This window comes from Citrobacter sp. wls710 (assembly GCF_005281115.1).
GTDB classification, from domain to species: domain Bacteria; phylum Pseudomonadota; class Gammaproteobacteria; order Enterobacterales; family Enterobacteriaceae; genus Citrobacter; species Citrobacter werkmanii.
On sequence record NZ_SZXD01000061.1, the window covers coordinates 96,369 to 121,648 of the forward strand.

At 53.1% G+C, this 25,280-nt stretch carries 19 protein-coding genes, 1 pseudogene and 1 riboswitch; of the genes and pseudogenes, 11 read left to right on the forward strand and 9 right to left on the reverse strand.

Features of this window, described 5'->3' with window-relative positions; translation table 11 throughout:
- Positions 1–10: 10 nt before the first annotated feature.
- On the reverse strand, positions 11–388 hold the full coding sequence (locus tag FDX14_RS23530) for a carboxymuconolactone decarboxylase family protein (protein WP_137350360.1): 378 nt from the start codon (positions 386–388) through the stop codon (positions 11–13).
- An 89-nt stretch (positions 389–477) separates the two neighbouring features.
- Between FDX14_RS23530 and FDX14_RS23535 the strand changes: the two genes are divergently transcribed.
- The 3 genes from FDX14_RS23535 to katG all read left to right on the forward strand — a co-directional run bounded on the left by FDX14_RS23535 (position 478) and on the right by katG (position 4,779).
- Complete coding sequence (locus FDX14_RS23535; protein ID WP_137350361.1) at positions 478–1,386, forward strand: LysR family transcriptional regulator; 909 nt, start codon at positions 478–480, stop codon at positions 1,384–1,386.
- A gap of 157 nt (positions 1,387–1,543) precedes the next feature.
- Complete coding sequence (metF, locus tag FDX14_RS23540; RefSeq protein ID WP_038636049.1) at positions 1,544–2,431, forward strand: methylenetetrahydrofolate reductase; 888 nt, start codon at positions 1,544–1,546, stop codon at positions 2,429–2,431.
- A 167-nt stretch (positions 2,432–2,598) separates the two neighbouring features.
- On the forward strand, positions 2,599–4,779 hold the full coding sequence (gene katG / locus FDX14_RS23545; protein WP_042313364.1) for a catalase/peroxidase HPI: 2,181 nt from the start codon (positions 2,599–2,601) through the stop codon (positions 4,777–4,779).
- Positions 4,780–4,864: 85 nt separating this feature from the next.
- Here katG and gldA read toward each other — a convergent pair whose 3' ends face one another.
- The 6 genes from gldA to argE form a co-directional block, all read right to left on the reverse strand.
- Positions 4,865–5,968 (reverse strand): bifunctional L-1,2-propanediol dehydrogenase/glycerol dehydrogenase, encoded by a 1,104-nt coding sequence (gldA, locus tag FDX14_RS23550; protein ID WP_137350362.1) that lies wholly within the window; start codon positions 5,966–5,968, stop codon positions 4,865–4,867.
- Between the two features lie 12 nt (positions 5,969–5,980).
- Positions 5,981–6,643, reverse strand: coding sequence for a fructose-6-phosphate aldolase (gene fsa, locus FDX14_RS23555; RefSeq protein ID WP_137350363.1), 663 nt, complete (start codon positions 6,641–6,643; stop codon positions 5,981–5,983).
- Positions 6,644–6,888: 245 nt separating this feature from the next.
- Positions 6,889–7,749, reverse strand: a complete 861-nt coding sequence (locus FDX14_RS23560) for a helix-turn-helix transcriptional regulator (protein WP_137350364.1) — start codon at positions 7,747–7,749, stop codon at positions 6,889–6,891.
- Positions 7,750–7,834: 85 nt separating this feature from the next.
- Positions 7,835–9,568 (reverse strand): phosphoethanolamine transferase CptA, encoded by a 1,734-nt coding sequence (locus tag FDX14_RS23570; RefSeq protein WP_042313354.1) that lies wholly within the window; start codon positions 9,566–9,568, stop codon positions 7,835–7,837.
- A 209-nt stretch (positions 9,569–9,777) separates the two neighbouring features.
- Positions 9,778–12,429 (reverse strand): phosphoenolpyruvate carboxylase, encoded by a 2,652-nt coding sequence (ppc, locus tag FDX14_RS23575; RefSeq protein WP_079225698.1) that lies wholly within the window; start codon positions 12,427–12,429, stop codon positions 9,778–9,780.
- Positions 12,430–12,708: 279 nt separating this feature from the next.
- Complete coding sequence (argE, locus tag FDX14_RS23580) at positions 12,709–13,860, reverse strand: acetylornithine deacetylase (RefSeq protein WP_047025879.1); 1,152 nt, start codon at positions 13,858–13,860, stop codon at positions 12,709–12,711.
- Between the two features lie 155 nt (positions 13,861–14,015).
- Here argE and argC point away from each other — a divergent pair, with 155 nt between their 5' ends.
- From argC to oxyR, 4 genes are all read left to right on the forward strand, one after another.
- Positions 14,016–15,020 carry an N-acetyl-gamma-glutamyl-phosphate reductase gene (argC, locus tag FDX14_RS23585; RefSeq protein ID WP_137350366.1) on the forward strand — a complete coding sequence of 335 codons (1,005 nt, stop codon included), beginning with the start codon at positions 14,016–14,018 and terminating at the stop codon, positions 15,018–15,020.
- Between the two features lie 10 nt (positions 15,021–15,030).
- Positions 15,031–15,804, forward strand: coding sequence for an acetylglutamate kinase (gene argB / locus FDX14_RS23590; protein WP_042313345.1), 774 nt, complete (start codon positions 15,031–15,033; stop codon positions 15,802–15,804).
- A 117-nt stretch (positions 15,805–15,921) separates the two neighbouring features.
- Complete coding sequence (gene argH / locus FDX14_RS23595; protein ID WP_137350367.1) at positions 15,922–17,295, forward strand: argininosuccinate lyase; 1,374 nt, start codon at positions 15,922–15,924, stop codon at positions 17,293–17,295.
- A gap of 298 nt (positions 17,296–17,593) precedes the next feature.
- Positions 17,594–18,511, forward strand: a complete 918-nt coding sequence (gene oxyR / locus FDX14_RS23600) for a DNA-binding transcriptional regulator OxyR (protein WP_038636079.1) — start codon at positions 17,594–17,596, stop codon at positions 18,509–18,511.
- On the opposite strand, the gene sthA is transcribed toward oxyR, so the two are convergent.
- On the reverse strand, positions 18,494–19,894 hold the full coding sequence (sthA, locus tag FDX14_RS23605) for a Si-specific NAD(P)(+) transhydrogenase (RefSeq protein ID WP_042313339.1): 1,401 nt from the start codon (positions 19,892–19,894) through the stop codon (positions 18,494–18,496). The genes oxyR and sthA overlap by 18 nt on opposite strands.
- Before the next feature lie 191 nt (positions 19,895–20,085).
- Between sthA and fabR the strand changes: the two genes are divergently transcribed.
- On the forward strand, positions 20,086–20,721 hold the full coding sequence (gene fabR / locus FDX14_RS23610) for an HTH-type transcriptional repressor FabR (protein WP_003028862.1): 636 nt from the start codon (positions 20,086–20,088) through the stop codon (positions 20,719–20,721).
- Positions 20,722–20,736: 15 nt separating this feature from the next.
- The gene (locus FDX14_RS23615; protein ID WP_003825114.1) at positions 20,737–21,096 is read left to right on the forward strand and encodes a YijD family membrane protein; all 360 of its coding nucleotides are present in this window, start codon (positions 20,737–20,739) and stop codon (positions 21,094–21,096) included.
- Between the two features lie 26 nt (positions 21,097–21,122).
- On the opposite strand, the pseudogene trmA reads toward FDX14_RS23615, so the two are convergent.
- Positions 21,123–22,217, reverse strand: a pseudogene (gene trmA / locus FDX14_RS23620) (tRNA (uridine(54)-C5)-methyltransferase TrmA); the annotation flags it as partial.
- A 115-nt stretch (positions 22,218–22,332) separates the two neighbouring features.
- A riboswitch (cobalamin riboswitch) is annotated at positions 22,333–22,519 on the forward strand.
- Between the two features lie 65 nt (positions 22,520–22,584).
- Between trmA and btuB the strand changes: the two are divergent.
- Together btuB and murI are read left to right on the forward strand one after the other, a co-directional pair.
- Entirely contained in the window at positions 22,585–24,423 is a 1,839-nt protein-coding gene (gene btuB, locus FDX14_RS23625) for a TonB-dependent vitamin B12 receptor BtuB (RefSeq protein ID WP_042313335.1), read from the forward strand.
- Positions 24,368–25,219 carry a glutamate racemase gene (murI, locus tag FDX14_RS23630; RefSeq protein WP_042313333.1) on the forward strand — a complete coding sequence of 284 codons (852 nt, stop codon included), beginning with the start codon at positions 24,368–24,370 and terminating at the stop codon, positions 25,217–25,219. Before btuB ends, murI begins: the two co-directional genes overlap by 56 nt.
- Positions 25,220–25,280: the final 61 nt, after the last annotated feature.

The following is a 25,280-nucleotide window of genomic DNA, read 5'->3' on the forward strand; positions in this document are numbered from 1 at the left end:
GCCTGTTGTTTTAGCTTCTGTGGGAGGCAAACACCTCTTTTGCGGCGAACAAGCCGTTGAGTGCCGCGGGGAAGCCAGCATAGACGGCCATCTGCATAATCACTTCGACGATCTCATCCTGCGTTAAGCCTACGTGTAATGCTGCGCCAATATGCACCTTCAATTGCGGGGCGGCATTACCCAGCGCCGTTAACGCCGCGACGGTAGCAATCTCTCTACTGCGTAAATCCAGACCCGGTCTTGAATAGATGTCGCCAAAAGGAAATTCGAGCAGGTAGCGGGCGAAGTCTGGCGCAATATCTTGCAGACTTTCGACGACCGCATCGCCCCCTTTACCATCCACTTTTTGCAGCATCTTCTGACCGGTAATAAAGCGTTCTGAATGCATAATCTCTTCCTCATTTGTCTGGTATATGGTCTGAGGATAGAGCGTGCAGAATGATTGGGATAATACCGTTTCCGTGATACCTTTTCGGTATGACAACATCGCCTTTGCACACTCTGGATATTCGCCTGCTGCGTTACTTTTCCGTAGTGGCGGAAGAGAACAATATGAGCCGGGCGGCGCAGCGTTTATTTATGTCGCAGCCGCCGCTGAGTCGCCATATTCGCCAGCTTGAAGAACGTCTGGGGATGACGCTTTTTGTCCGTCATACCCGTGGTTTGACGCTGACGGAAGACGGTCTGCGCGTACTGGAAATAGTGCGTCCGCTGCTGACGATGTACGAAGAAACCTGCACCACGTTGAGTCAGTTAGCGCAAGCTGGGGAGCACTCTTTGCGCCTGGGGCTAAGTACGGCGTTTGAACAAGGTGTTTTTGCTTCGCTTGAATCGCAGCTACACGGGTGTACGGAGAAACTACATATTGTTCGTCATGGTTCGCCTGAGCTGGTGCGGCAGGTTCGTCGGGGAAAACTGGATGCAGCGCTGGTGGCATTACCGCTTGAGACTCCTGGGCTTACCGTTATGCAACTTGGCTGGCAAGAGCCGATGATTGCCGCATTACCCGCGATCTGGCCAGAGGCGAGCCTGCCGTCACTCTCATTAACGACGCTGAACCACCGGCCACTGTTCTGGTTTAAACGCGAACGGAACCCTGCCTTTTTTGATTACACCCGACATATTTTTCGTCGCGCCGGTTACTCTCCCGCCTGTATTGAAGAGCCGCTGGAACATGACGTGCTGCTGGCGCGGATCGCCCATGGCGACGGTCTGAGTTTACTCCCGGCCTCCTTTTCCGCTATCCAGCGTCAGGGCGTGATATTCCTGCCGCTTACCGATTCCGCATTACGTATCCACGTGGGATTGGTAATGCTGCCTGAGAGCGAAGCAACGTTGCAGTGGTTGCAGACGGTTGCGAACCAATCCCTCGGTCTTTCAGGTTGATGTGAATTTTTTTCACGTTGACTGAGTATTCCTCACCTTTAACGATGATTTTTGTGTTGACGCCAGCGTGCTTTTCCGTCATTTTTACATCTAGACGTCTAAACGTATAGCAGTTCACAACACAACATATAACGACAAAAGATTGATGAGGTAAGGTATGAGCTTTTTTCACGCCAACCAGCGGGAAGCGCTGAATCAGAGTCTGGCCGAAGTACAGGGGCAGATTAACGTTTCTTTCGAATTTTTCCCGCCGCGCACCAGTGAAATGGAGCAAACCCTGTGGAACTCTATCGATCGCCTGAGCAGCCTGAAGCCGAAGTTTGTTTCAGTCACTTACGGTGCAAACTCTGGTGAGCGCGACCGCACGCATAGCATTATTAAAGGGATTAAGGATCGCACCGGGCTTGAAGCGGCGCCGCACCTGACCTGTATTGATGCGACCCGCGATGAGCTGCGCACTATTGCTCAGGACTACTGGAATAACGGTATTCGTCATATTGTTGCCCTGCGCGGTGACCTGCCGCCGGGAAGCGGTAAACCGGATATGTATGCCTCTGACCTGGTGACTCTGCTAAAAGACGTTGCGGACTTTGATATCTCCGTTGCGGCTTACCCGGAAGTACACCCGGAAGCGAAGAGTGCTCAGGCCGATCTGCTGAACCTGAAGCGTAAGGTTGATGCCGGTGCGAATCGCGCGATCACCCAATTTTTCTTCGATGTAGAAAGCTATCTGCGTTTTCGCGATCGCTGCGTGTCAGCGGGTATCGATGTGGAAATTATTCCGGGCATCCTGCCGGTATCTAACTTTAAACAGGCGAAAAAATTTGCCGACATGACCAACGTCCGCATTCCGGCATGGATGTCGACTATGTTTGCTGGCCTGGATGACGATGCGGAAACCCGCAAGCTGGTGGGCGCAAACATCGCCATGGATATGGTGAAAATTCTCAGCCGCGAAGGGGTGAAAGATTTCCATTTCTATACTCTCAATCGCGCCGAAATGAGCTACGCAATTTGTCACACGCTGGGAGTAAGACCGGCATAATCAGTACGTCAGCCCTCTGCGGAGGGTTTTTTATTGATCATTTTGATCTACATCTCTGTAACTAAAAATATAAAAGGATCTGGCTATCGAATCTGTGGGTTATTTCGACTATATCTAATCTTTGGTGGTGTATATCGTAGTCATAACACTGTAAAGGGAGCATATAGATGAGCATGTCCGACGATAGCCAGAACGCATCAACTGCCGGTAAGTGTCCTTTCCATCAGGGCGGGCCGGATCACAGCGCGGGAGCAGGAAGAAGTAACCGCGACTGGTGGCCTAATCAACTCCGCGTTGATCTTTTGAACCAACATTCCAATCGTTCGAACCCGCTGGGTGAGGACTTCGACTACCGCAAAGAATTTAGCAAACTTGACTACTCTGCCCTGAAAGGGGATCTCAGAGCCCTTCTGTCCGAATCTCAACCGTGGTGGCCTGCTGACTGGGGCTCTTATGCCGGTTTGTTTATCCGTATGGCATGGCACGGGGCAGGGACCTATCGTTCCATCGATGGACGCGGTGGCGCGGGTCGCGGACAACAGCGTTTTGCACCACTGAACTCCTGGCCGGACAACGTCAGCCTGGATAAAGCGCGTCGTCTGCTGTGGCCAATCAAGCAGAAATATGGCCAGAAAATCTCCTGGGCCGACCTGTTTATCCTCGCGGGCAACGTGGCGCTGGAAAACTCCGGCTTCCGTACCTTCGGTTTTGGCGCGGGTCGTGAAGATGTCTGGGAACCGGATCTCGACGTAAACTGGGGGGATGAAAAAGCCTGGCTGACCCACCGTCACCCGGAAGAACTGGCAAAAGCGCCGCTGGGCGCAACCGAAATGGGTCTTATCTATGTGAACCCGGAAGGGCCGGATCATAGCGGCGAACCGCTTTCTGCGGCCGCGGCGATTCGCGCGACCTTCGGTAACATGGGAATGAACGACGAAGAAACCGTGGCGCTGATTGGCGGCGGTCATACGTTAGGTAAAACCCACGGCGCAGCAGCAGCTTCCCACGTTGGGGCCGATCCTGAATCTGCGCCGATTGAAGCGCAAGGCTTAGGCTGGGCCAGCAGCTATGGTAGCGGCGCGGGTGCAGACGCGATTACTTCCGGCCTGGAAGTGGTCTGGACGCAAACGCCGACCCAGTGGAGCAACTATTTCTTCGAGAACCTGTTCAAATATGAGTGGGTCCAGACTCGCAGTCCGGCTGGTGCTATCCAGTTCGAAGCGGTGGATGCGCCGGAGATTATCCCCGATCCGTTTGATCCTGAGAAAAAACGCAAGCCGACGATGCTGGTCACCGACCTGACGCTGCGTTTCGATCCTGAGTTCGAGAAGATCTCTCGTCGTTTCCTCAATGATCCGCAGGCGTTCAACGAAGCCTTTGCCCGTGCGTGGTTTAAACTGACGCACCGCGATATGGGGCCGAAAGCGCGTTACATCGGACCGGAAGTGCCAAAAGAAGATCTGATTTGGCAGGATCCGTTGCCGCATGCGTTCTTCAACCCAAGCGAAGAAGATATTCTTAACCTGAAGGCGACCATTGCGGCTTCCGGGTTGTCCGTGGGCGAACTGGTATCGGTAGCGTGGGCTTCGGCATCAACCTTCCGCGGTGGGGATAAACGTGGCGGCGCGAATGGCGCTCGTCTGGCGCTCGACCCACAGCGTGGTTGGGATGTGAATGCTACTGCAGCACGCGTACTACCCGTGTTAGAGGGCATCTATAAATCAGCCCATACCGCGTCGTTGGCCGATATTATCGTGCTGGCTGGTGTCGTAGGCGTGGAGCAGGCTGCAAGCGCTGCGGGTGTCAGCATCAATGTTCCTTTTGCGCCGGGCCGCGTAGATGCGCGTCAGGATCAAACGGATATTGAGATGTTTGAACTGCTCAAGCCAATTGCGGACGGGTTCCGTAACTATCGTTCTCGCCCTGACGTATCAACCACTGAGTCACTGCTGATCGATAAAGCACAGCAGCTGACGCTGACCGCACCGGAAATGACTGTGCTGGTGGGCGGTATGCGCGTACTGGGCACCAACTTCGATGGTAGTCAGCACGGCGTCTTTACCGATCGTCCTGGCGTACTCAGCACTGACTTCTTCGTCAATTTGCTGGATATGCGTTACGAATGGAAAGCGGTTGATGAGTCACAAGAGCTGTTTGAAGGTCGTGACCGTCTGAGTGGCGAAGTAAAATACACCGCAACTCGCGCCGATCTGGTGTTTGGTTCTAACTCTGTACTGCGTGCAGTGGCTGAAGTTTATGCCTGCAGCGATGCGCACGAGAAGTTCGTGAAGGACTTTGTGGCGGCATGGGTGAAAGTGATGAACCTGGATCGTTTCGATCTGCTGTAAACAAAAACGCCGGATGGCGCTTGCGCGTATCCGGCATGGTATGAATAAAAAATCCCCGCGATTGCGGGGATTTTTTATTGGCAGGTTATTCCCACTCTTGCAGATAACGCTGCCCATACTGGTCAGCGACCAGCAATGCGGCATACACCTGATCCGGCGTTGCGCCGCCAGGCATGTTGTGGATGGTTTCGCCTTCAGCACAGGCAGCCTCTGCCACAATGCGCATTTTCGCCGGGATATCCTGTTTGATATCCAGTTGCGCCAGGGTAATCGGCAACCCAATGGAATGACAGAGTGCCGCCACGGTTTCGATTTCATCGACCGGCGCGTTTTCCAGCACCAACTGCGTTAGCGTACCAAACGCCACTTTCTCGCCGTGGTAGTAATGATGCGCATCCGGGATCGCCGTCAGGCCGTTATGAATGGCGTGAGCCGCTGCCAGACCACCGCTTTCAAAACCGACGCCGCTCAGATAGGTATTGGCCTCAATAACGCGCTCCAGCGCAGGTGTAACCACGTGCTGCTCGGCTGCCAGCATCGCTTTTTCACCTTCTTCTATCAGTGTATTAAAGCACAGCTCAGCCAGTGCCAGCGCCGCCTGGGTACACTGACCGCCCGCCATGGTAGTTGCGCCGCTGCGTGAACAGGCACGCGCTTCGAACCAGGTCGCCAACGCATCACCGATGCCTGCGGCTAACAGACGTGCCGGTGCGCCCGCGACAATTTTAGTATCAACAATGACCCTGTCCGGGTTGTTCGGCAGTAGCAGATAGCGATCGAATTCACCCGCATCGGTGTAAATGACGGACAGGGCGCTGCACGGTGCATCGGTAGAGGCGATGGTTGGCGCAATGGCAACAGGCACGCCCATAAAATGCGCCAGCGCTTTGGCGGTATCCAGCGTTTTCCCGCCGCCAATACCAAGTACTGCGCCACATTGCGCTTTTTCCGCCACGCCGCGCAAACGGTCGATTTCGTTTTGCGAACATTCACCGCCAAAAGGCGCGATCTCCAGCGCCAGTCCGGCATCCTGGAAGCTTTTTTCCAGCGCGGATTGTGCGAAGCCTAAGACAAACTTGTCCCCAACGACCAGCCAGCGTGCTGCCAGTGGTTTGAGGTAGCTGCCAAGACGGGTAATAACATCGGCACCCTGGATGTACTTACCAGGTGATTGAATAATGCGATCCATACTTTATTTCCCTCACAGGTTGATGTGACCAAATGCGTTGTTCCAGTCCTGCTCAAACTTCTCTATTGCTGACTCTACCGCAGGGGTATTGAGCATTTGTTGCGCTACGTCTAAGGGCAGGGTGATTGCTTCACATCCTGCCAGTAAGCAATCCAGCGCCTGACGCGGGGTTTTAAAGCTGGCCGCCAGTACCATGCTGTTTGGCGCATGTAGCTCCAGTAGCGTTTGCAGTTCCTGTACCGTGCGGATCCCGTCGCCGCCCTGAGCGTCAATGCGGTTAACGTAAGGCGCGATATATTTTGCGCCAGCCAGCGCGGCCAGTAGACCTTGCGAAGCACTGTACACGGCGGTTCCCAGGGTGGTGATACCCTCTTTTTTCAGTAACTTGATGGCGGCCAGACCTTCAGCAGTAACGGGAATTTTCACCACGATACCCGGTACGGCATTGCTCAGACGTTTAGCTTCTTCCACCATGCCCTGCGCGTCGCGGCTCATGGTTTGGGCAAAAAGAATGCCCTCTTCGCCAATGGCGTTTTGCAGGCGCGGCAGCACATCCCAGATGGATTCTTTGCTTGCCGCCACAATGCTTGGGTTGGTGGTGACACCCGCGATAGGGAAGATGCGGGCCAGACGTTCAACTTCCGCGACGTTGGCGGTATCAAGGTAAAGTTCCATACAAAACACCCTCTTAATTTTGCGTGAGCAGCCCGTTGCCGGAATGCGTTGTTGTGCACAGGATAAGAGCGTTTTGCCGCATCGCGCTATCTGACAAATCTGTCAAAAGCTGGATAAATGTAATGTATCTATAAAAGTGAGATTTACTTCACATGTCAGCTACGGATAGGGTTTGTTGCGGTGATGGGGATGGTGAGTTAGCTTTTGATATTACAAAAATCCAGTTAATGTTGTTTTTATCTTCTTTATTGCTGGCGGATCGCTTTCTCCGTCAACTGGCTGTGATATTGCCGGCGATATTCTGATGGCGAACGTTCGGTATTCTTGCGAAACAGGCGGCAGAAGTAGTTGCTGTCAACAAACCCGCAGGTGTGCGCCACTTCTTTAATCTTCAGCTCATAACCCTTCAGCAGCGTCTTCGCGTGTTCAAGTCGCGTGTGGTTCAGGTATTCGTTAAAACCGATTGCGCCCGTTTTTTGAAACAGGTGGGAGAGGTAATTGGGCGAGATGTAGAACGCTTGCGCGACTGATTCCCGGGTAAGCGGCGAAGCGTAGCGCTCGTCAATATAGTCGCGAATGGCTTCGAACAGCGCCTGACTGCGCGACGCGGTCTGGATCTGGCTGCCGAGCAGATCGCGGCAGTGGCTCAGTAAGCTCGCGACGATCAGTCTGGCCGTTTGCTGCTCCTGCGGCTGCATCTGTATTTCATTAAGCGTTTGTAGCAGGAAAGAGCCAATACGCGGTCCACGCCGTGCGACATGCTGCCTGGCGAGGTTTTGATATTGCTTGCCGTCCCACTGAACGACGTTGAAACCCAATTGCTGTTTGCCGAACAGGATGCTGAGTGTGGTCACCGGTGTGTGCCACTGGGGGAAGTTCCAGCCGCTAGCCGGAACAAACAGTACATCGCCAGGGAGTAACGTCGCGGGAGCGCCTGCAACGCCGTTATCGGTGAACTCACCTTCCAGCACAATCTCCAGCCGGGGAAAATCAACCTGATATGCCAGTTCCGGCGTTGGGCTACTGGTACTGGCAAAATAAATCTGGCGCAGCGGTGTGGGGCCGTTAATCAGGCGGGCGAGAAGATGGCTGATGTCGTGATACATGTTAATCCCTTGCAGGCAGCAGACAGGGAGAACAGTAACCGCCATCATAAAAAAAGGCCACTCTTAAAGAGTGGCCTGTGTGGGATTATTGATTACCGATTTGATCGCCGTAAGGCAAGGTATCGTAATCAATCAGGGCATTCTTCTTGTATGGATTGCCAATCCAGCGAGTCGTCTCTTTGAACTGCGGGCTGGTAATGGAACGCGTTGGATCGAAGCCATCGTAAGTGAAGCCTGCTAAATCAGACCAGGTATGGATTAGCTCTGAGCTGCTGTATTTACGATTCACATCCTGCGAGAAGTCCCGAGGATGCGCGGCCTGCCATTTTTCCGAGGTCCATAATAAGAACGGCACCGTATACATATGGCGTGTCGGATTGTCTTCATTACGGCCCTGCGTTTTATGCGGTGGCGTGTCGTACACCTCTTCACCATGATCGGAGAAATACAGCAGGAAACCGTTCGGATCGGTCGCTTTGTAGTCTTTGATCAGGCTGGCAATGATGTGGTCATTGTAGACATTCGCGCTGTCGTAATCGTTGTAGGCTTCCAGCTCATCATTACCCAAACCAGCGGGAACGTTGTCGATATTGTTGTCGAACTTGCCCTGACCATCCGGATAACGGAATTTGTACTTAATATGGGTACCCAGCAGGTGAACGATGATGAATTTTTTCGGTGCCGGGTCGGCCAGGACTTCTTTAAATGGCGCCAGCACATTGCTGTCATATTCGCGCGCACTTTGCGTACGCTGCTGGTTCATATAGAACTGCTTATCTGTCTGCTTAGAGAACACCGTCAGCATGGTGTTGCGGGCAGTCATTGTCTGCTGATTGGTGATCCAGAATGTTTTATAACCCGCCTGTTTCATCATGTTCATCAGGGATGGCTGGGTCAGATACAGATCCGGGTTCTTCTCGTTGGCAAAGGTCAGCGCCTGCTGCAGGATTTCAATGGTATACGGACGTGAGGTCACGACATTATTGAAAACGGTGAAGTTAGGATCGGTTTTATGCAGCGCATCCAGTTCCGGTGTGGTTTCGCGTGGGTAACCGTACAGGCTCATTCGACCACGCTGCGTTGACTCACCAATTACCAGCACTAATGTACGTGGTGCGTCACCGGAATGGTCCTTAAAGTTGGCCAGCGGCGGCAGGGCATTGTTTTCATTCAGCAGGCTATTCAGTGCGGTTAACTGCTGGCGATACTGATAATAACCGGAGATAAATTGCCACGGTGCGGCGGGCTCCATCCGCGAAGCGAGACCATCCAGCGTTTTTTCAAACGGTTTATGTTTGATGAACGTGTTAACCGCCATTGGGTGCAGAATCAAGCCATATAACAGTGCGAAAGACACCAGATAGCGCCAGGGCGATGGAATATGAACAGGGCGCAGACGCGTCCACAGCAGAATCGCCATTGCCGTATACGCCAGCGCGATTAACACAATTTTCAGGCTGAAATATTGGCTCAGATATTCGCTGGCTTCGTTCGCATTGGTTTCAAACATTACGTACAGAACGCTTTGCGAGAACTCTTGTCCATAAATGACGTAATAGCTCAGAGCCGCCAGCGAGGCCGCCCATAGCATGACGCCAATAACGGCAGCGATCGCGCGGATACGGTTTGGAAACAGGAATACAGGGATCAGCCATAGCGAACTGAATAGCAAGGAGTCGCGTAAACCGGTAGATCCGCTGTAGCCGCTAAAATAGATAACGGCCTGCAGTAATGAGGAAAAAAACCAAAAATAGAGGAGCGCCCAACCCAGGGCTTTCCAGCTAAATGCAGGTTTAGACTGGGGTTGTAAGGATTGCATAGTGTGAGCCTGTCTTTAATCGTAGCGCCAAGAGTAGCGGCTAAACCTTAAGAGGAAGTGAAGCATCACGATGTTAGTATCGTGTTCTGTTGTTTATATATTCATTGAGTGAATATATACAGGCGGGAATATATTGAAAATGAAGCAGTTATAACAGCGATTTTTGATGTCGCCTTCACGCAATAGCACGAAGGCGACGGGAGGGGACGTTAGCCTGTGTTACGCATACCGGCGGCAACACCAGCGATAGTTACCATCAGCGCTTGTTCAACGCGTGGATCTGGCGCATTGCCTTGCTCTTCCGCCAGGCGCGAGCGATGTAACAGCTCTGCCTGTAAAACGTTCAGCGGATCGGTATAAACATTCCTTAACTGGATAGATTCGGCAATCCACGGCAGGTCGGCCATCAGATGTGAATCATTGGCAATCGCCAGCACGACGTCGATATCTGCTTCCAGGCGCTGACGCAGTTCTTCGCCGAGCGGCCACAACTCTTTTTTGACCAGACGTTGATCGTAGTATTCAGCCAGCCACAGGTCTGCTTTAGCGAAAACCATTTCCAGCATGCCAAGGCGTGTGGAGAAGAATGGCCAGTCGCGGCACATTGCTTCGAGTTCGCTTTGCTTACCGTCTTCCACCACTTTTTGCAGCGCGGTGCCAGCACCCAGCCATGCCGGGAGCATCAGGCGGTTTTGCGTCCAGGCAAAGATCCACGGAATGGCGCGCAGAGACTCTACCCCACCAGTCGGGCGGCGTTTTGCCGGACGTGAGCCGAGCGGCAATTTACCCAGTTCCTGCTCTGGTGTTGCGGAGCGGAAGTAAGGGACGAAGTCTTTGTTTTCACGTACATATCCACGGTAGAGCTCACACGAGATATCAGAAAGCTCATCCATGATATGGCGCCAGTTATCTTTCGGCTCTGGCGGCGGTAACAGGTTGGCCTCCAGGATGGCTGCGGTATAAAGCGACAGGCTGCTGATGGTGACTTCCGGCAGGCCGTACTTAAAGCGGATCATCTCCCCTTGTTCCGTCACGCGTAGGCCACCTTTCAGGCTGCCTGGCGGTTGAGAAAGCAGTGCGGCATGCGCAGGCGCGCCGCCGCGGCCAATGGAACCACCGCGACCGTGGAACAGCGTCAGCTCGATGCCGGCTTTTTCGCAGGTTTTGATCAGCGCGTCCTGGGCCTGATATTGCGCCCAGGAGGCCGCCATCACGCCCGCGTCTTTTGCGGAATCAGAGTAGCCAATCATGACCATTTGTTTGCCCTGAATAAAGCCGCGGTACCAGTCGATATTCAAGAGCTGGGACATGACGTCATCAGCATTGTTGAGGTCGTCCAGCGTTTCAAACAGCGGCGCAACCGGCATAGCAAAACCGATCCCGGCTTCTTTCAACAGCAGATGTACGGCCAATACATCGGACGGCGTTTTCGCCATCGAGATAACATAGGCGGCAATGGAGCCATACGGAGCTTCGGCAATGACGCGGCAGGTGTCGAGCACTTCGCGGGTATCATTGCTTGGTTCCCAGTTACGTGGCAGAAGCGGACGCTTGGAGTTCAGTTCGCGGATCAAGAAAGCCTGTTTATCCGCTTCTGACCAGTTTTCGTAGTCGCCAATGCCCAGATACCGGGTCAGTTCGCCCAGCGCTTCAGTGTGACGGGTACTTTCCTGACGAATATCAATACGTACCAGCGGCACGCCGAAACATTTCACGCGGCGCAAGGTGTCGAGCAGTTCGCCATTGGCGATGATGCCCATGCCACAGGCTTGCAGAGACTGATAACACGCGTACAGCGGATCCCAGAGCTGTTCGTTTTGGGTGAGAAGGCCGGCAGGTTTCGGTAATTTCTCGCCTTTCAGACGGGCTTCCAGCCAGGCTTGAGTTGCCATCAGACGTGAACGCAGGGTTTTCATCAGATAACGGTATGGTTCTGCTGCGCCTTCTTCACCTACCAGCGCCAGCAGTTCCGGCGTGGCATCCACCATCGACAGTTCAGAGATCAGAAACTGAATGTCTTTCAGGAACAGGTCGGTGGCTTTCCAACGGCTGAGCAATAGCACGTGACGGGTGATATCCGCCGTCACGTTCGGGTTGCCGTCACGGTCGCCGCCCATCCAGGAGGTAAAGCGAACCGGAACAAAATCAACGGGCAGCTTATAACCCAGATTCTCTTCTAACTGTTCGTTCAGTTCGCGCAGATAGTTCGGCACGCCTTCCCACAGGCTGTTTTCGACCACGGCGAAGCCCCATTTGGCTTCATCGACCGGGCTTGGGCGTATCTTGCGGATCTCATCCGTATGCCAGGACTGGGCAATCAACTGGCGCAGACGGCGCATCAGTTGATGGCGTTCATAATCGACGAGATCTTTGTTATCAAGCTGTTTGAGACAGGCGTTTACTTCACCCATTTTATGGATCAACGTACGACGGGTGATTTCTGTCGGGTGGGCAGTCAGAACCAGCTCCAGGGAGAGTGACTCCACGGCTTCTTTGATGGTGGCTTCATCGAGATTGGGCTGGTCTTTCAATTTACGCAGAGTGCGAGCAATCACTTCCGGGTTGCTGGCTGCTTCGCCTTTAGGCGAAATGCTGTGGTATTGCTCGGCGGTGTTAGCCAGGTTCAGGAACTGGCTAAACGCACGGGCAACCGGTAGCAGCTCGTCGTTAGACAGGTTTTGCAGTGTAGTGAGTAGCTCCTGGCGATTGACTTCATTGCCAGCGCGGGATGATTTGGACAGCTTACGGATTGTTTCTACGCGATCAAGAATGTGCTCTCCCAGCGCATCCTTAATGGTCTCTCCCAGCACTTTGCCGAGCATACTGACATTACTACGCAACGCGGAATATTGTTCGTTCATATTAACCCAGACACCCCATCTCTTTTGTAAATGTCCTGTATCTTTCGCGCCGCCGTCAACACTGCTGCAACGTGAAATTTTCCGGACTTAATTTTTTCGCCGTCTTTTATAAAGCCACGTAAAACTCGTGACGTCAATTGCTGCGAAATCGGTTCAGCAAACGAAAAAATGGCGGGAATTTACGTTATTTAATTCACATCGAATCAAATAAGCTGTGCTTATGAAAATGTTAATAAATGACCTTGCTCGCCGCTGAAGGATGAGCAAGGTTATAAACGATTAATGCCAGCAGAAATGATGCACAACCTGGGTGATCAATTCGCGAGTTGGCTTAATGAAGCGTGTTTCCAGGTATTCATCTGGCTGATGTGCCTGATTAATGGAGCCTGGGCCCAACACCAGCGTCGGGCAAAGCGTCTGGATAAACGGCGCTTCAGTGCAGTAGTTCACCACTTCCGTTTGCGCTCCCAGCAGTTTTTCGACGACTTCAACCAACTGATGGTCTGGCGGACACTCATAGCCAGGAATAGGCGGATGCAGTTCCGACACCGTCAGGCGACCCGGCCAACGCTCGCTGACAGGGGCCAGCGCATCGTTAAGTAAACCATTAAGATCGTTGAGCGTCATGCCGGGCAGCGGGCGAATATCCATATGCAGCTCGCAGCAGGCGCAGATTCGGTTGGCGGCGTCGCCACCGTGGATATGACCCAAATTTAACGTCGGGTACGGAACGGTAAAAGCGTCATGGTGATAGCGTTCTTTCAGGTCATCGCGCAGAGTCATGATATGGCCGATGGCATCATGCATCAGTTCAATCGCATTGACGCCACGCGCTGGATCGCTTGAGTGACCCGACTGCCCCAAAATGCGAATTGCATTAGAGATATGCCCTTTGTGCGCACGCACCGGTTGCAGGGAGGTGGGTTCGCCAATGATCGCGCAGTCCGGACGCAGAGCGGTGGTTTCAGAAAAGTAGCGCGCTCCCGCCATGCTGGTCTCTTCGTCGGCAGTGGCCAAAATGTAGAGGGGCTTTTTCAGCTTCGTTACGTCCACGTCACGCAGCGCGTCGAGGATAAACGCGAAGAAGCCCTTCATATCTGCCGTACCCAGGCCGTAGAGCTTATTGTCATGCTCGGTCAGAGTGAACGGATCGCGTGTCCAGCGTCCGTCGTCAAACGGCACGGTATCGGTATGACCCGCTAACAACAGACCGCCAGCCCCTTGTCCAATGCTCGCCAGCATATTGAATTTATTGCGCGTGTCGGGAACCGGCTGAACCTCTACATTGAAGCCTAAATCTTTAAACCAGCCCGCCAGCAGAGTGATTAAACCTGCATTGCTTTGATCCAGTGCTTCTTCGGTGGCGCTAATCGATGGCGTGGCAATCAGAGCGCGGTAAATCTCGATAAATGGCGGTAAATTGTTTTTCATTGTTGACACACCTCGGGTCATGATAGTATCAATATTCATGCAATATTTGTGAATAAAAATACATTAACGTTGAGCGTAATAAAACCCACCAAGTGTAAGGTGAGGTGATAAAGGCTTATACCTGGCAACAGAATCTAAGAAGGTGAGCTGCCCCGATGTTGAATACGCTGATTGTGGGCGCCAGCGGCTATGCTGGCGCAGAGCTTGTGACCTATGTAAATCGCCATCCTGATATGAACATAACCGCTTTGACCGTCTCAGCGCAAAGCAATGATGCAGGAAAACTCATCTCCGATTTGCATCCGCAGTTGAAAGGCATTGTCGATTTACCGTTGCAGCCAATGTCGGATATCAGCGAGTTTAGCGCAGGGGTGGACATTGTGTTCCTCGCCACAGCGCATGAGGTCAGTCATGATCTGGCCCCGCAGTTTTTGCAGGCCGGATGTGTGGTGTTTGATCTTTCAGGCGCGTTTCGTGTTAACGATGGCGCGTTCTATGAAAAATATTATGGCTTTACCCATCAGCACCCCGACCTGCTGGAGCAGGCGGTGTACGGGCTGGCGGAGTGGAACGCAGAGCAACTGAAAGAAGCAAATCTGGTTGCCGTACCAGGTTGTTATCCGACGGCGGCGCAATTGTCGCTGAAACCTCTGATTGACGCTGGGCTGCTGGATCTCAGCCAGTGGCCGGTGATTAACGCTACCAGCGGCGTCAGCGGGGCAGGCCGTAAAGCGGCTATCTCGAACAGCTTTTGCGAAGTGAGCCTGCAGCCGTATGGCGTGTTTACCCATCGTCATCAGCCGGAAATCGCAACTCACCTCGGCGCGGAAGTGATCTTCACCCCGCATCTGGGGAACTTCCCGCGCGGAATTCTGGAAACGATCACTTGCCGTCTGAAAGCGGGCGTAACCCATGCGCAGGTGGCCCAGACACTGCAACAAGCGTATGGTGATAAACCACTGGTACGCCTGTACGATAAAGGCGTTCCGGCCCTGAAGAATGTGGTGGGCTTACCGTTTTGTGATATTGGGTTCGCCGTGCAGGGAGAGCACCTGATCGTGGTGGCGACCGAAGATAACTTATTAAAAGGCGCGGCGGCACAGGCGATGCAGTGCGCAAATATCCGTTTCGGCTTTGCTGAAACGCAGTCTCTTATTTAAGGGTGCAACAATGAATCCATTAATTATCAAGCTGGGCGGTGTTTTACTTGATAGCGAAGAGGCGCTGGAGCGACTGTTTACCGCCCTGGTGAATTATCGTGAGTCGCATCAGCGTCCGCTGATTATTGTGCACGGCGGCGGCTGCGTGGTTGATGAACTAATGAAGCAGTTGAATCTGCCGGTGAAAAAGAAAAACGGTCTGCGCGTCACCCCTGCCGATCAGATAGACATTATCACTGGCGCCCTGGCGGGTACGGCGAATAAAACCTTACTGGCCTGGGCGAAAAAACATCAAATCGCCTCTGTGGGCCTGTATCTTGGCGATGGCGACAGCGTAAAAGTGACGCCGCTCGATAAAGAGCTAGGTCATGTTGGACTCGCGCAACCGGGTTCGCCTAAGCTAATTAACACGCTGCTGGAAAGCGGCTTTCTGCCGGTAGTCAGCTCCATTGGCGTCACTGAAGATGGACTGCTGATGAACGTTAACGCCGATCAGGCGGCAACAGCGCTGGCGGCAACGTTGGGTGCGGATCTGATCCTGCTCTCTGATGTGAGTGGTATTCTGGATGGTAAAGGTCAGCGCATTGCCGAAATGACCGCCGCGAAAGCGGAGCAGTTGATCGACCAGGGGATTATTACCGATGGCATGATCGTGAAGGTCAATGCGGCGCTGGATGCCGCACGCACGCTGGGCCGCCCGGTGGATATCGCCTCCTGGCGTCATGCTGAGCAACTCCCGGCGTTGTTTAACGGCACGCCTATCGGTACCCGTATTCTGGCTTAAGTATTTGTATGCCCGATGGCGGCTACGCCTTATCGGGCCTACGTGAACAGAACCTGTAGGCCGGATAAGCGTAGCGCCATCCGGCATTGAAATTAAAAGAATTTAAGGAAGCATGTTATGGCACTTTGGGGTGGGCGTTTTACACAGGCAGCAGATCAGCGGTTCAAACAGTTCAACGACTCGTTGCGTTTTGACTACCGCCTGGCAGAACAGGATATTGTCGGCTCTGTGGCCTGGTCCAAAGCGTTGGTAACGGTCGGCGTACTGACTGCCGATGAACAGCTGCAACTGGAAGAGGCGCTGAACACGCTGCTGGAAGAGGTTCGTGCCAATCCGCAACAGATCCTGCAAAGCGATGCCGAAGATATTCACAGTTGGGTGGAAGGTAAGCTGATTGATAAAGTCGGCCAGCTTGGTAAAAAACTGCATACCGGGCGTAGCCGTAATGATCAGGTGGCGACCGATCTTAAACTGTGGTGTAAAGACACGGTTATTGAATTACTCTCTGCCAACCGCCAGTTGCAAAGCGCGCTGGTGGTGACGGCGGAGAATAACCAGGATGCCGTGATGCCGGGTTACACCCACCTGCAACGTGCGCAGCCGGTGACGTTTGCCCACTGGTGCCTGGCCTATGTCGAAATGCTGGCGCGTGATGAGAGCCGTCTGCAGGATGCGCTTAAGCGTCTGGACGTCAGTCCTCTGGGCTGCGGCGCGCTGGCGGGTACGGCATATGAAATCGATCGCGAACAACTGGCTGGCTGGCTGGGCTTTGCTTCGGCAACGCGCAACAGTCTGGACAGCGTTTCCGATCGTGACCACGTGCTGGAGTTACTCTCCGACGCCTCTATCGGCATGGTGCACCTGTCGCGTTTTGCTGAAGACCTGATTTTCTTTAATACCGGTGAAGCGGGCTTTGTCGAGCTGTCCGATCGAGTGACCTCTGGTTCATCCCTGATGCCGCAGAAGAAAAACCCGGATGCGTTGGAATTAATCCGTGGTAAATGCGGTCGTGTGCAGGGAGCGTTGACCGGGATGATGATGACCTTAAAAGGCCTACCGCTGGCGTATAACAAAGATATGCAGGAAGACAAAGAAGGGCTGTTCGATGCGCTCGACACCTGGCTGGATTGTCTGCATATGGCCGCGCTGGTGCTGGATGGCATTCAGGTGAAACGTCCACGTTGTCAGGAAGCGGCGCAGCAGGGTTATGCCAACGCCACTGAGTTGGCGGATTATCTGGTAGCGAAAGGTGTTCCGTTCCGCGAAGCGCACCACATTGTGGGCGAAACGGTGGTTGAGGCGATTCGCCAGGGCAAACCGCTGGAAGCGCTGTCGCTTGCCGACTTACAAAAGTTTAGCCAGGTGATTGGCGATGACGTTTACCCGATCCTCTCGTTGCAATCTTGCCTGGATAAACGTGCGGCGAAAGGTGGCGTGTCGCCGCAGCAGGTTGCGCAAGCGATTGATTACGCGAAGGCGCGTCTGGCGTAACTTTTGTCTTTGTAGGCCTGATAAGCATAGCGCCATCAGGCAAACAGTGATCAGAGCCTGGCATCACGCCGGGCTTTTTTATGCAAAAAAAATGCGGACGCAAGGTCCGCAAAAGTTCACGTTGGCTTTAGTTATTTCGAGTATGAGAGAAACTCTCTAAACGGACAGTAGCTTCAAGGGTTAAAGGGGTACCGTTCCGTTTCTGTGGTGCATTATTAAACAGAAAGCTTGATAGGGATAATCGTTCGTTGCTATGCTACCTATCGCTACGAACTATCGTGGCGATGGAGGATGAATAATGAATATTCGTGATCTTGAATACCTGGTGGCGCTTGCCGAACATCGTCACTTCCGACGGGCGGCAGACTCCTGTCACGTTAGCCAGCCAACGCTGAGCGGACAGATCCGTAAGCTGGAAGATGAGCTGGGCGTCATGCTGCTGGAGCGTACGAGTCGTAAGGTGCTGTTCACTCAGGCAGGTCTGCTGCTGGTGGATCAGGCGCGCACCGTGCTGCGCGAGGTCAAAGTGCTCAAGGAGATGGCAAGCCAACAAGGCGAGACGATGTCTGGCCCGCTGCATATAGGTTTGATCCCAACAGTGGGGCCATACCTACTGCCGCATATCATTCCTATGTTGCACCAGACCTTCCCAAAACTGGAAATGTATCTGCATGAGGCGCAGACGCATCAGCTGTTGGCGCAACTGGATAGCGGTAAGCTCGACTGCGTCATTCTGGCGCTGGTGAAAGAGAGTGAGGCATTCATCGAAGTTCCGTTATTTGATGAGCCAATGATGCTGGCGATCTATGAAGATCATCCGTGGGCAAACCGTGACTGTGTACCGATGTCCGATCTGGCGGGTGAAAAACTGCTGATGCTGGAAGATGGCCACTGCCTGCGCGATCAGGCCATGGGCTTCTGCTTTGAAGCCGGTGCGGATGAAGATACCCATTTCCGGGCAACCAGTCTGGAAACGCTGCGTAATATGGTGGCGGCAGGTAGCGGTATTACGTTACTGCCTGCGCTGGCTGTTCCGTCGGAGCGTAAGCGTGATGGTGTTGTCTATCTGCCATGCATTAAGCCAGAACCGCGCCGCACGATTGGCCTGGTGTATCGTCCAGGTTCGCCGCTGCGCAGCCGTTATGAACAGCTGGCAGAGGCCATCCGTGGATCAATGGATGGCCATTTCGACAGTGCGTTAAAACAGGCGGTTTAAGCCATTTAGCGCCGCTACCCGATAGGCTTCGGCCATGGTTGGGTAGTTAAAGGTGGTGTTAACGAAGTACTCGATGGTGTTACCACCACCTTTTTGCTCCATTATCGCCTGACCGATGTGAATAATTTCGGCCGCGCGTTCCCCAAAGCAGTGGATCCCCAGAATCTCTTTGGTTTCGCGATGGAACAGAATCTTCAACGTGCCGACACTCATGCCCACGATTTGCGCACGTGCCAGATGTTTAAACTGGGCGCGGCCGACTTCGTATGGGACTTTCATCGCCGTAAGCTGCTGTTCGGTTTTACCAACGGAGCTGATTTCAGGAATGGTATAAATCCCGGTTGGGATATCTTCGATCAGATGCGCGGTGGCTTCGCCTTTCACCAGTGCCAGGGCGGCAATACGTCCCTGATCGTAGGCCGCCGATGCCAGACTCGGATAGCCGATCACATCCCCTACAGCATATACATGCGGCAGCGCCGTCTGGTACATGCTATTCACTTTGAGCTGTCCACGGCTGTCGGTTTTCAGACCAATATTTTCCAGCGCCAGCGAATCGGTATTACCGGTGCGGCCATTGGCGTATAGCAGACAGTCAGCCTTCAGTTTTTTACCAGATTTCAGGTGCATGATGACGCCGTCATCGCAACCTTCAATCTTCTCGTACTCTTCATTGTGGCGAATAACCACACCGCTATTCCAGAAGTGGTAAGAGAGCGAGTCGGACATCTCTTGATCAAGGAACGCCAGCAGACGATCGCGGGTGTTGATTAAATCAACTTTGACGTCCATTCCACGGAAGATCGACGCATATTCACAGCCAATCACCCCCGCGCCGTAAATCAGAACGTGGCGAGGTTCGTGGTGTAGGCTCAGGATGGAGTCGCTGTCATAAACCCGGGGATGCGAAAAGTCGACGTCAACAGGGCGATAAGGGCGTGAACCGCAGGCGATCACAAATTTATCCGCGGTCAGCGTTTCCACCGTGCCGTCGTGGCATTCCAGGGCGATAGTGTGTTCGTCAACAAAACGGGCATTTCCCTGCAAAATCTCACAGTGATTACGCTCGTAAAAACCTTGCCGCATGCGCGTTTGCTGATTAATCACGTTATCAGCATGATTAAGAATATCGGCGAAGGAAGAACGGAGAAGTCGGGAATGGTCGCTGTAAAGTGGGTTCTGATTGAATTCAATAATGCGGCTGACGGCGTGGCGGAGTGCTTTCGACGGGATGGTGCCCCAGTGGGTACAGCCTCCGCCGACGTTATGATAGCGCTCAATCACCGCGACGCGCGCTCCCTGTTTAACCAGACCCATTGCAGCGCCTTCGCCGCCGGGACCGGAACCTATTACTATTGCATCGTAATCGTAGGAATGTGACATGGTCAGGCTTACCTGTTCTTATACATAAAAGCAACAGAATAGTAACATCGTTGTCGGGATAACCCAATTATCGTTGTGCTTTTTTGCGAAGTCGAAGCACAAACTGCGCGTAAACAATCATTAACAAAGCCATGCCAACAGCCTAATCTCTGGTATAGTGCCAGCAAGGTATGTGGAAGGATTCAGACATCGTGATGGGCGTTAGAGCGCAACAAAAAGAGAAAACCCGGCGTTCGCTGGTAGAGGCTGCATTTAGTCAACTCAGTGCTGAGCGTAGTTTTGCCAGTCTCAGTTTACGAGAAGTTGCTCGTGAAGCGGGCATTGCGCCAACCTCGTTTTATCGCCATTTCCGCGATGTGGATGAGCTCGGGCTGACGATGGTGGACGAAAGTGGTCTGATGCTGCGTCAGTTGATGCGTCAGGCGCGTCAGCGTATCGCCAAAGGCGGGAGTGTGATCCGTACCTCGGTCTCAACATTTATGGAGTTCATCGGCAACAATCCCAACGCCTTCCGTTTATTATTGCGCGAGCGTTCGGGAACCTCCGCAGCGTTTCGTGCAGCGGTCGCACGTGAAATTCAGCACTTCATTGCGGAACTTGCGGACTATCTGGAACTCGAAAACCATATGCCTCGTGCGTTTACTGAAGCGCAGGCCGAAGCCATGGTAACGATTGTGTTCAGCGCCGGGGCAGAAGCACTGGATGTTGGCGCTGAACAGCGTCGACAACTGGAAGAGCGGCTGGTATTGCAACTACGCATGATCGCGAAAGGCGCATTTTATTGGTACCGCCGTGAACAAGAGAAGATGACGCACCACTCCGAGTAACGAGAAGGACGAGCAATGAAACAGTCAGGTCAAGATAAAGGTACGCTGCTGCTGGCGCTGGTTGCTGGCTTATCGATCAATGGTACATTTGCGGCGCTGTTTAGCTCCATTGTGCCATTCTCAGTATTCCCGATTATTTCGTTGGTGCTGACGGTTTATTGTCTGCATCAACGCTATCAGAACCGCACCATGCCTGTGGGGCTACCAGGCCTGGCCGCCGCCTGTTTTATTCTCGGCGTTCTGTTGTACAGCACCGTGGTACGCGCTGAATATCCGGATATTGGTTCTAACTTCTTCCCGGCGGTACTGTCGGTGATTCTGGTGTTCTGGATCGGCTTTAAAGTGCGTAACCGTAAGCAGGAAATTGCGGAATAATATTTGTAGGCCGGGCAAGCCCGGCCCGCGGTCAGTAACACGCCACACTCCATATGGTGCGTATACGGGAACTGATCGAACAGAGCCAGACGTGAAACATTGTGCGTCTGGCTTAACGTTTCCAGATTCTTACACAGCGTTTCCGGGTTGCAGGAGATGTACAGAATCCGCGGATACGCCTGTACCATTTTCTCCGTTTCGCTGTCCAGACCGCTACGCGGCGGGTCAACGAAAATGGTTTCACACTGGTAGCTCTTCAGATCGATCCCCTGCAAACGGTTGAACTCGCGAACCCCATTCATCGCCTGAGTAAACTCTTCTGCCGCCATGCGGATAATTTGTACGTTATCAATATGGTTAGCCGCAATGTTGTACTGGGCAGCCGCCACGGATGGTTTGGCGATTTCAGTCGCCAGCACGCGGTTGAAGTTTTGCGCGAGGGCTAATGAGAAGTTGCCATTACCGCAGTACAGCTCAAGCAGGTCGCCCTTAGAACCTTTGGTGACATCAATCGCCCATTCCAGCATCTGAATATTCATCGCGGCATTCGGCTGGGTGAAGCTGTTCTCAACCTGGCGATAGATGATCTCTTTCCCCGCGACTGGCAAGCGTTCGTCAATATAGTCCTGGTCCAGCTCGATTTTGGTTTTGGTGGCCCGGCCAATCAGATGCACGTTCAGGTTTTGCGCACGCAGCGCGTCCCGTAGCGCTTCGGCTTCCTGACGCCATTCGTCATCCAGCTTTTTATGGTACAGCATCGAGACCACCGCTTGATCGCTCAGGGTGGTGAGGTAATCAATCTGGAACAGTTTGTGGCGTAGGACATGGTTATCGCGTACCCCTTCAATCATTGCCGTCATCAGCGTGTTGATAAGCTCGCTGGCCGCCGGGAAGCTGTCGACGCGAATACGGCTTTTCGTCTGTTGATCGAACATGATGTGGTACAGGTCATCACCGTCATGCCACAGCCGGAATTCGGCGCGCATACGGTAGTGACTGACCGGTGAGCGAAACACTTCCGGAGCCTGTGCATAAAACGGTGTCATTAAGCTCTGCAGACGCACCACTTTTTCAGCTAACTGCGCGTCGTACTGTTCTGTCGGAAGATGTTCGGGGGTCATGATGCGTCCTGAAAAATAAAAGTACGCGGGGATTGTAGGGATTGCTCAACAGATGTCCAGTCATTGATGATTTCCGATATTGTGATGCGTGGTCTGGACAGTCGGTTGTAACAAACTGTAGCATCCGTTTTCCGGTCCTGTGAGTTAAAAGGGAATCCAGTGTGAATCTGGAGCTGACGCGCAGCGGTAAGGAAGGTGGGAGATGAGCGCACCTGGTGCAGACACTGCGGCTTGCCGTGGGAAGTCATCGTCTCTTTAAGTCGCCTCCAAGCCCGAAGACCTGCCGGCTAACGTCGCATCTGGTTTTCATCATCGCGTACTATCGGTGGGACCTGCGGCATCCTTCTTATATTGTGGATGCTTTACAATGATTAAAAAATCGTTGCTGTGGACGGCACTTTCCGTCACGGCATTTTCTGGTTGGGCGCAGGATGCTAGCCCAGATACTCTCGTCGTCACTGCCAACCGTTTTCAGCAGCCTCGTAGCGCAGTACTTGCTCCTATCACCGTTGTTACGCGTCAGGATATCGATCGCTGGCAATCCACCTCCGTGAATGATGTGCTTCGTCGCCTGCCAGGCGTGGATATCGCCCAATACGGTGGTATGGGACAAAATTCGTCTATTTCTATTCGCGGCACCAACGCCAGCCATGTTCTGGTGCTGATTGACGGTGTGCGTCTTAACCTGGCAGGGGTTAGCGGCGCAGCCGATCTTAGCCAGTTCCCGGTATCGTTGGTACAACGTATTGAGTACATTCGTGGACCGCGTTCGGCTATTTATGGTTCTGATGCGATTGGCGGCGTGGTGAATATCATTACCACGCGCGAAAAGCCGGGGACGGAACTGACCGCTGGCGTGGGAAGCAATGGCTACCAGAATTACGATGTCTCAACCCAACAACAGCTTGGCGAAAATACGCGCGTCACGTTGATGGGCGATTATGCCTATACCAAAGGCTTTGATGTCGTGGCTTACGGTAGTACCGGTACGCAGGCCCAGCCCGACAAAGACGGCTTCTTAAGTAAGACGCTGTATGGTGCGCTGGAACACAACTTCTCTGACACCTGGAGCGGGTTTGTTCGCGGTTACGGTTATGATAACCGAACAGATTATGACTCGGGTTATTATCCGGGGACGCCGTTAGTGGATACCCGGAAACTCTATAGCCAAAGCTGGGATGCCGGACTGCGATTCAATGGTGAGTTGATCCAGTCGCAGCTGGTTTCCAGCTATAGCCACAGTAAAGACTACAACTATGATCCGGATTATGGCCGCTATGACTCCTCGGCCACGCTGGATGAGATGAAGCAATATAATGTGCAGTGGTCAAACAGCATGGTGGTTGGTCACGGTAACGTGGGCGCTGGCGTAGACTGGCAAAAGCAAACTACGGAGCCTGGCACCGGGTATGTCACGGACGGTTACGACCAGCGGAATACCGGTCTCTACTTGACGGGATTACAGCAATTGGGTGATTTCACTTTCGAAGGCGCGGCGCGCAGTGATGACAATTCCCAATTTGGTCGTCATGGCACATGGCAAACCAGCGCTGGCTGGGAGTTTGTCGAAGGCTATCGTTTTATTGCCTCCTACGGCACCTCTTACAAGGCACCTAATCTGGGACAACTGTATGGCATGTACGGAAATTCCCATCTGGATCCTGAAGAGAGCAAACAGTGGGAAGGGGCATTTGAAGGGCTAACGGCGGATGTGAACTGGCGTTTGTCAGGGTATCGCAACGATATCGATAACATGATCGATTACAACCCCCACACAAAAAAATACTATAACGAAGGCAAAGTGCGTATTAAAGGTGTTGAGGCTACAGCGAACTTCGACACTGGGCCGTTGGCGCACACGCTGAGCTACGATTACGTTGATGCACGTAATGCGATTACCGATAAACCGCTGGCGCGTCGTTCAAAGCAGCAGGTGAAGTATCAGCTTGACTGGCAGGTTTACGATTTTGACTGGGGTTTAACGTATCAGTATTTAGGAACGCGATACGACAAGGACTTCGTCACCAATCAACCGGTAAAAATGGGTGGAGTAAGCTTGTGGGATCTGACAGTGGCATATCCAATCACCTCACAGCTGACTGTTCGTGGTAAAATCGCCAACCTGTTCGATAAAGATTACGAGACAGTTTATGGCTACGCAACTGCAGGGCGGGAATACACCTTGTCTGGCAGCTACACCTTCTGATCCACGTCCCACCGTGCTGGTGTTTGATTCCGGCGTCGGTGGGTTGTCGGTCTACAATGAGATCCGCAGTCTCCTGCCGGATCTCCACTATATATACGCTTTTGATAACGTCGCCTTTCCTTATGGTGAGAAGAGCGAGGAATTTATCGTCGAGCGTGTTGTTGAGATTGTGACTGCGGTCCAGCAGCGCTATCCCCTCTCTCTTGCGGTCATCGCGTGTAATACTGCAAGCACCGTGTCGCTTCCTGCGTTACGAGAGAAATTTGCCTTCCCGGTTGTGGGCGTCGTTCCTGCTATTAAACCGGCGGCGCGACTCACGGCGAATGGCGTTGTGGGACTGCTGGCTACACGTGCGACGGTGAAGCGCTCGTATACCCATGAGTTGATTGCACGGTTTGCTAACGAATGTCAGATTGCGATGTTGGGTTCCGCCGAGCTGGTGGAACTGGCGGAAGCGAAGCTGCACGGCGAAAAGGTCTCTCTGGAGGAGTTGCGTCGCATTCTACGTCCGTGGCTGCGGATGTCGGAACCACCCGACACGGTGGTGCTGGGCTGCACCCATTTTCCTCTATTACAGGAAGAGCTTTTACAGGTCCTGCCCGAGGGAACGCGACTGGTGGATTCGGGTGCCGCGATTGCACGTCGCACGGCCTGGTTATTAGAGCATGAAGCACCGGACGCGAAATCAACCGATGAGAATGTCGCATTCTGTATGGCAATGACGACAGAAGCCGAACAATTATTGCCCGTGCTGCAACGTTATGGCTTCAAAACGCTCGAAAAACTGGCACTTTAGTTATTTTTGGTGAAAAAATACGCACTCGGGAAGTTATTTTAAATTTCCCCTTGTCAGCCTG

What these genes read in the sequence shown, in the direction of transcription:
- FDX14_RS23530 (WP_137350360.1), bottom strand. Translation starts at nt 388, where the DNA reads ATGCATTCAGAACGCTTTATTACCGGTCAGAAGATGCTGCAAAAAGTG.
- FDX14_RS23535 (WP_137350361.1), top strand. Translation starts at nt 478, where the DNA reads ATGACAACATCGCCTTTGCACACTCTGGATATTCGCCTGCTGCGTTAC.
- metF (WP_038636049.1), top strand. Translation starts at nt 1,544, where the DNA reads ATGAGCTTTTTTCACGCCAACCAGCGGGAAGCGCTGAATCAGAGTCTG.
- katG (WP_042313364.1), top strand. Translation starts at nt 2,599, where the DNA reads ATGAGCATGTCCGACGATAGCCAGAACGCATCAACTGCCGGTAAGTGT.
- gldA (WP_137350362.1), bottom strand. Translation starts at nt 5,968, where the DNA reads ATGGATCGCATTATTCAATCACCTGGTAAGTACATCCAGGGTGCCGAT.
- fsa (WP_137350363.1), bottom strand. Translation starts at nt 6,643, where the DNA reads ATGGAACTTTACCTTGATACCGCCAACGTCGCGGAAGTTGAACGTCTG.
- FDX14_RS23560 (WP_137350364.1), bottom strand. Translation starts at nt 7,749, where the DNA reads ATGTATCACGACATCAGCCATCTTCTCGCCCGCCTGATTAACGGCCCC.
- FDX14_RS23570 (WP_042313354.1), bottom strand. Translation starts at nt 9,568, where the DNA reads ATGCAATCCTTACAACCCCAGTCTAAACCTGCATTTAGCTGGAAAGCC.
- ppc (WP_079225698.1), bottom strand. Translation starts at nt 12,429, where the DNA reads ATGAACGAACAATATTCCGCGTTGCGTAGTAATGTCAGTATGCTCGGC.
- argE (WP_047025879.1), bottom strand. Translation starts at nt 13,860, where the DNA reads ATGAAAAACAATTTACCGCCATTTATCGAGATTTACCGCGCTCTGATT.
- argC (WP_137350366.1), top strand. Translation starts at nt 14,016, where the DNA reads ATGTTGAATACGCTGATTGTGGGCGCCAGCGGCTATGCTGGCGCAGAG.
- argB (WP_042313345.1), top strand. Translation starts at nt 15,031, where the DNA reads ATGAATCCATTAATTATCAAGCTGGGCGGTGTTTTACTTGATAGCGAA.
- argH (WP_137350367.1), top strand. Translation starts at nt 15,922, where the DNA reads ATGGCACTTTGGGGTGGGCGTTTTACACAGGCAGCAGATCAGCGGTTC.
- oxyR (WP_038636079.1), top strand. Translation starts at nt 17,594, where the DNA reads ATGAATATTCGTGATCTTGAATACCTGGTGGCGCTTGCCGAACATCGT.
- sthA (WP_042313339.1), bottom strand. Translation starts at nt 19,894, where the DNA reads ATGTCACATTCCTACGATTACGATGCAATAGTAATAGGTTCCGGTCCC.
- FDX14_RS23615 (WP_003825114.1), top strand. Translation starts at nt 20,737, where the DNA reads ATGAAACAGTCAGGTCAAGATAAAGGTACGCTGCTGCTGGCGCTGGTT.
- btuB (WP_042313335.1), top strand. Translation starts at nt 22,585, where the DNA reads ATGATTAAAAAATCGTTGCTGTGGACGGCACTTTCCGTCACGGCATTT.
- murI (WP_042313333.1), top strand. Translation starts at nt 24,368, where the DNA reads ATGGCTACGCAACTGCAGGGCGGGAATACACCTTGTCTGGCAGCTACA.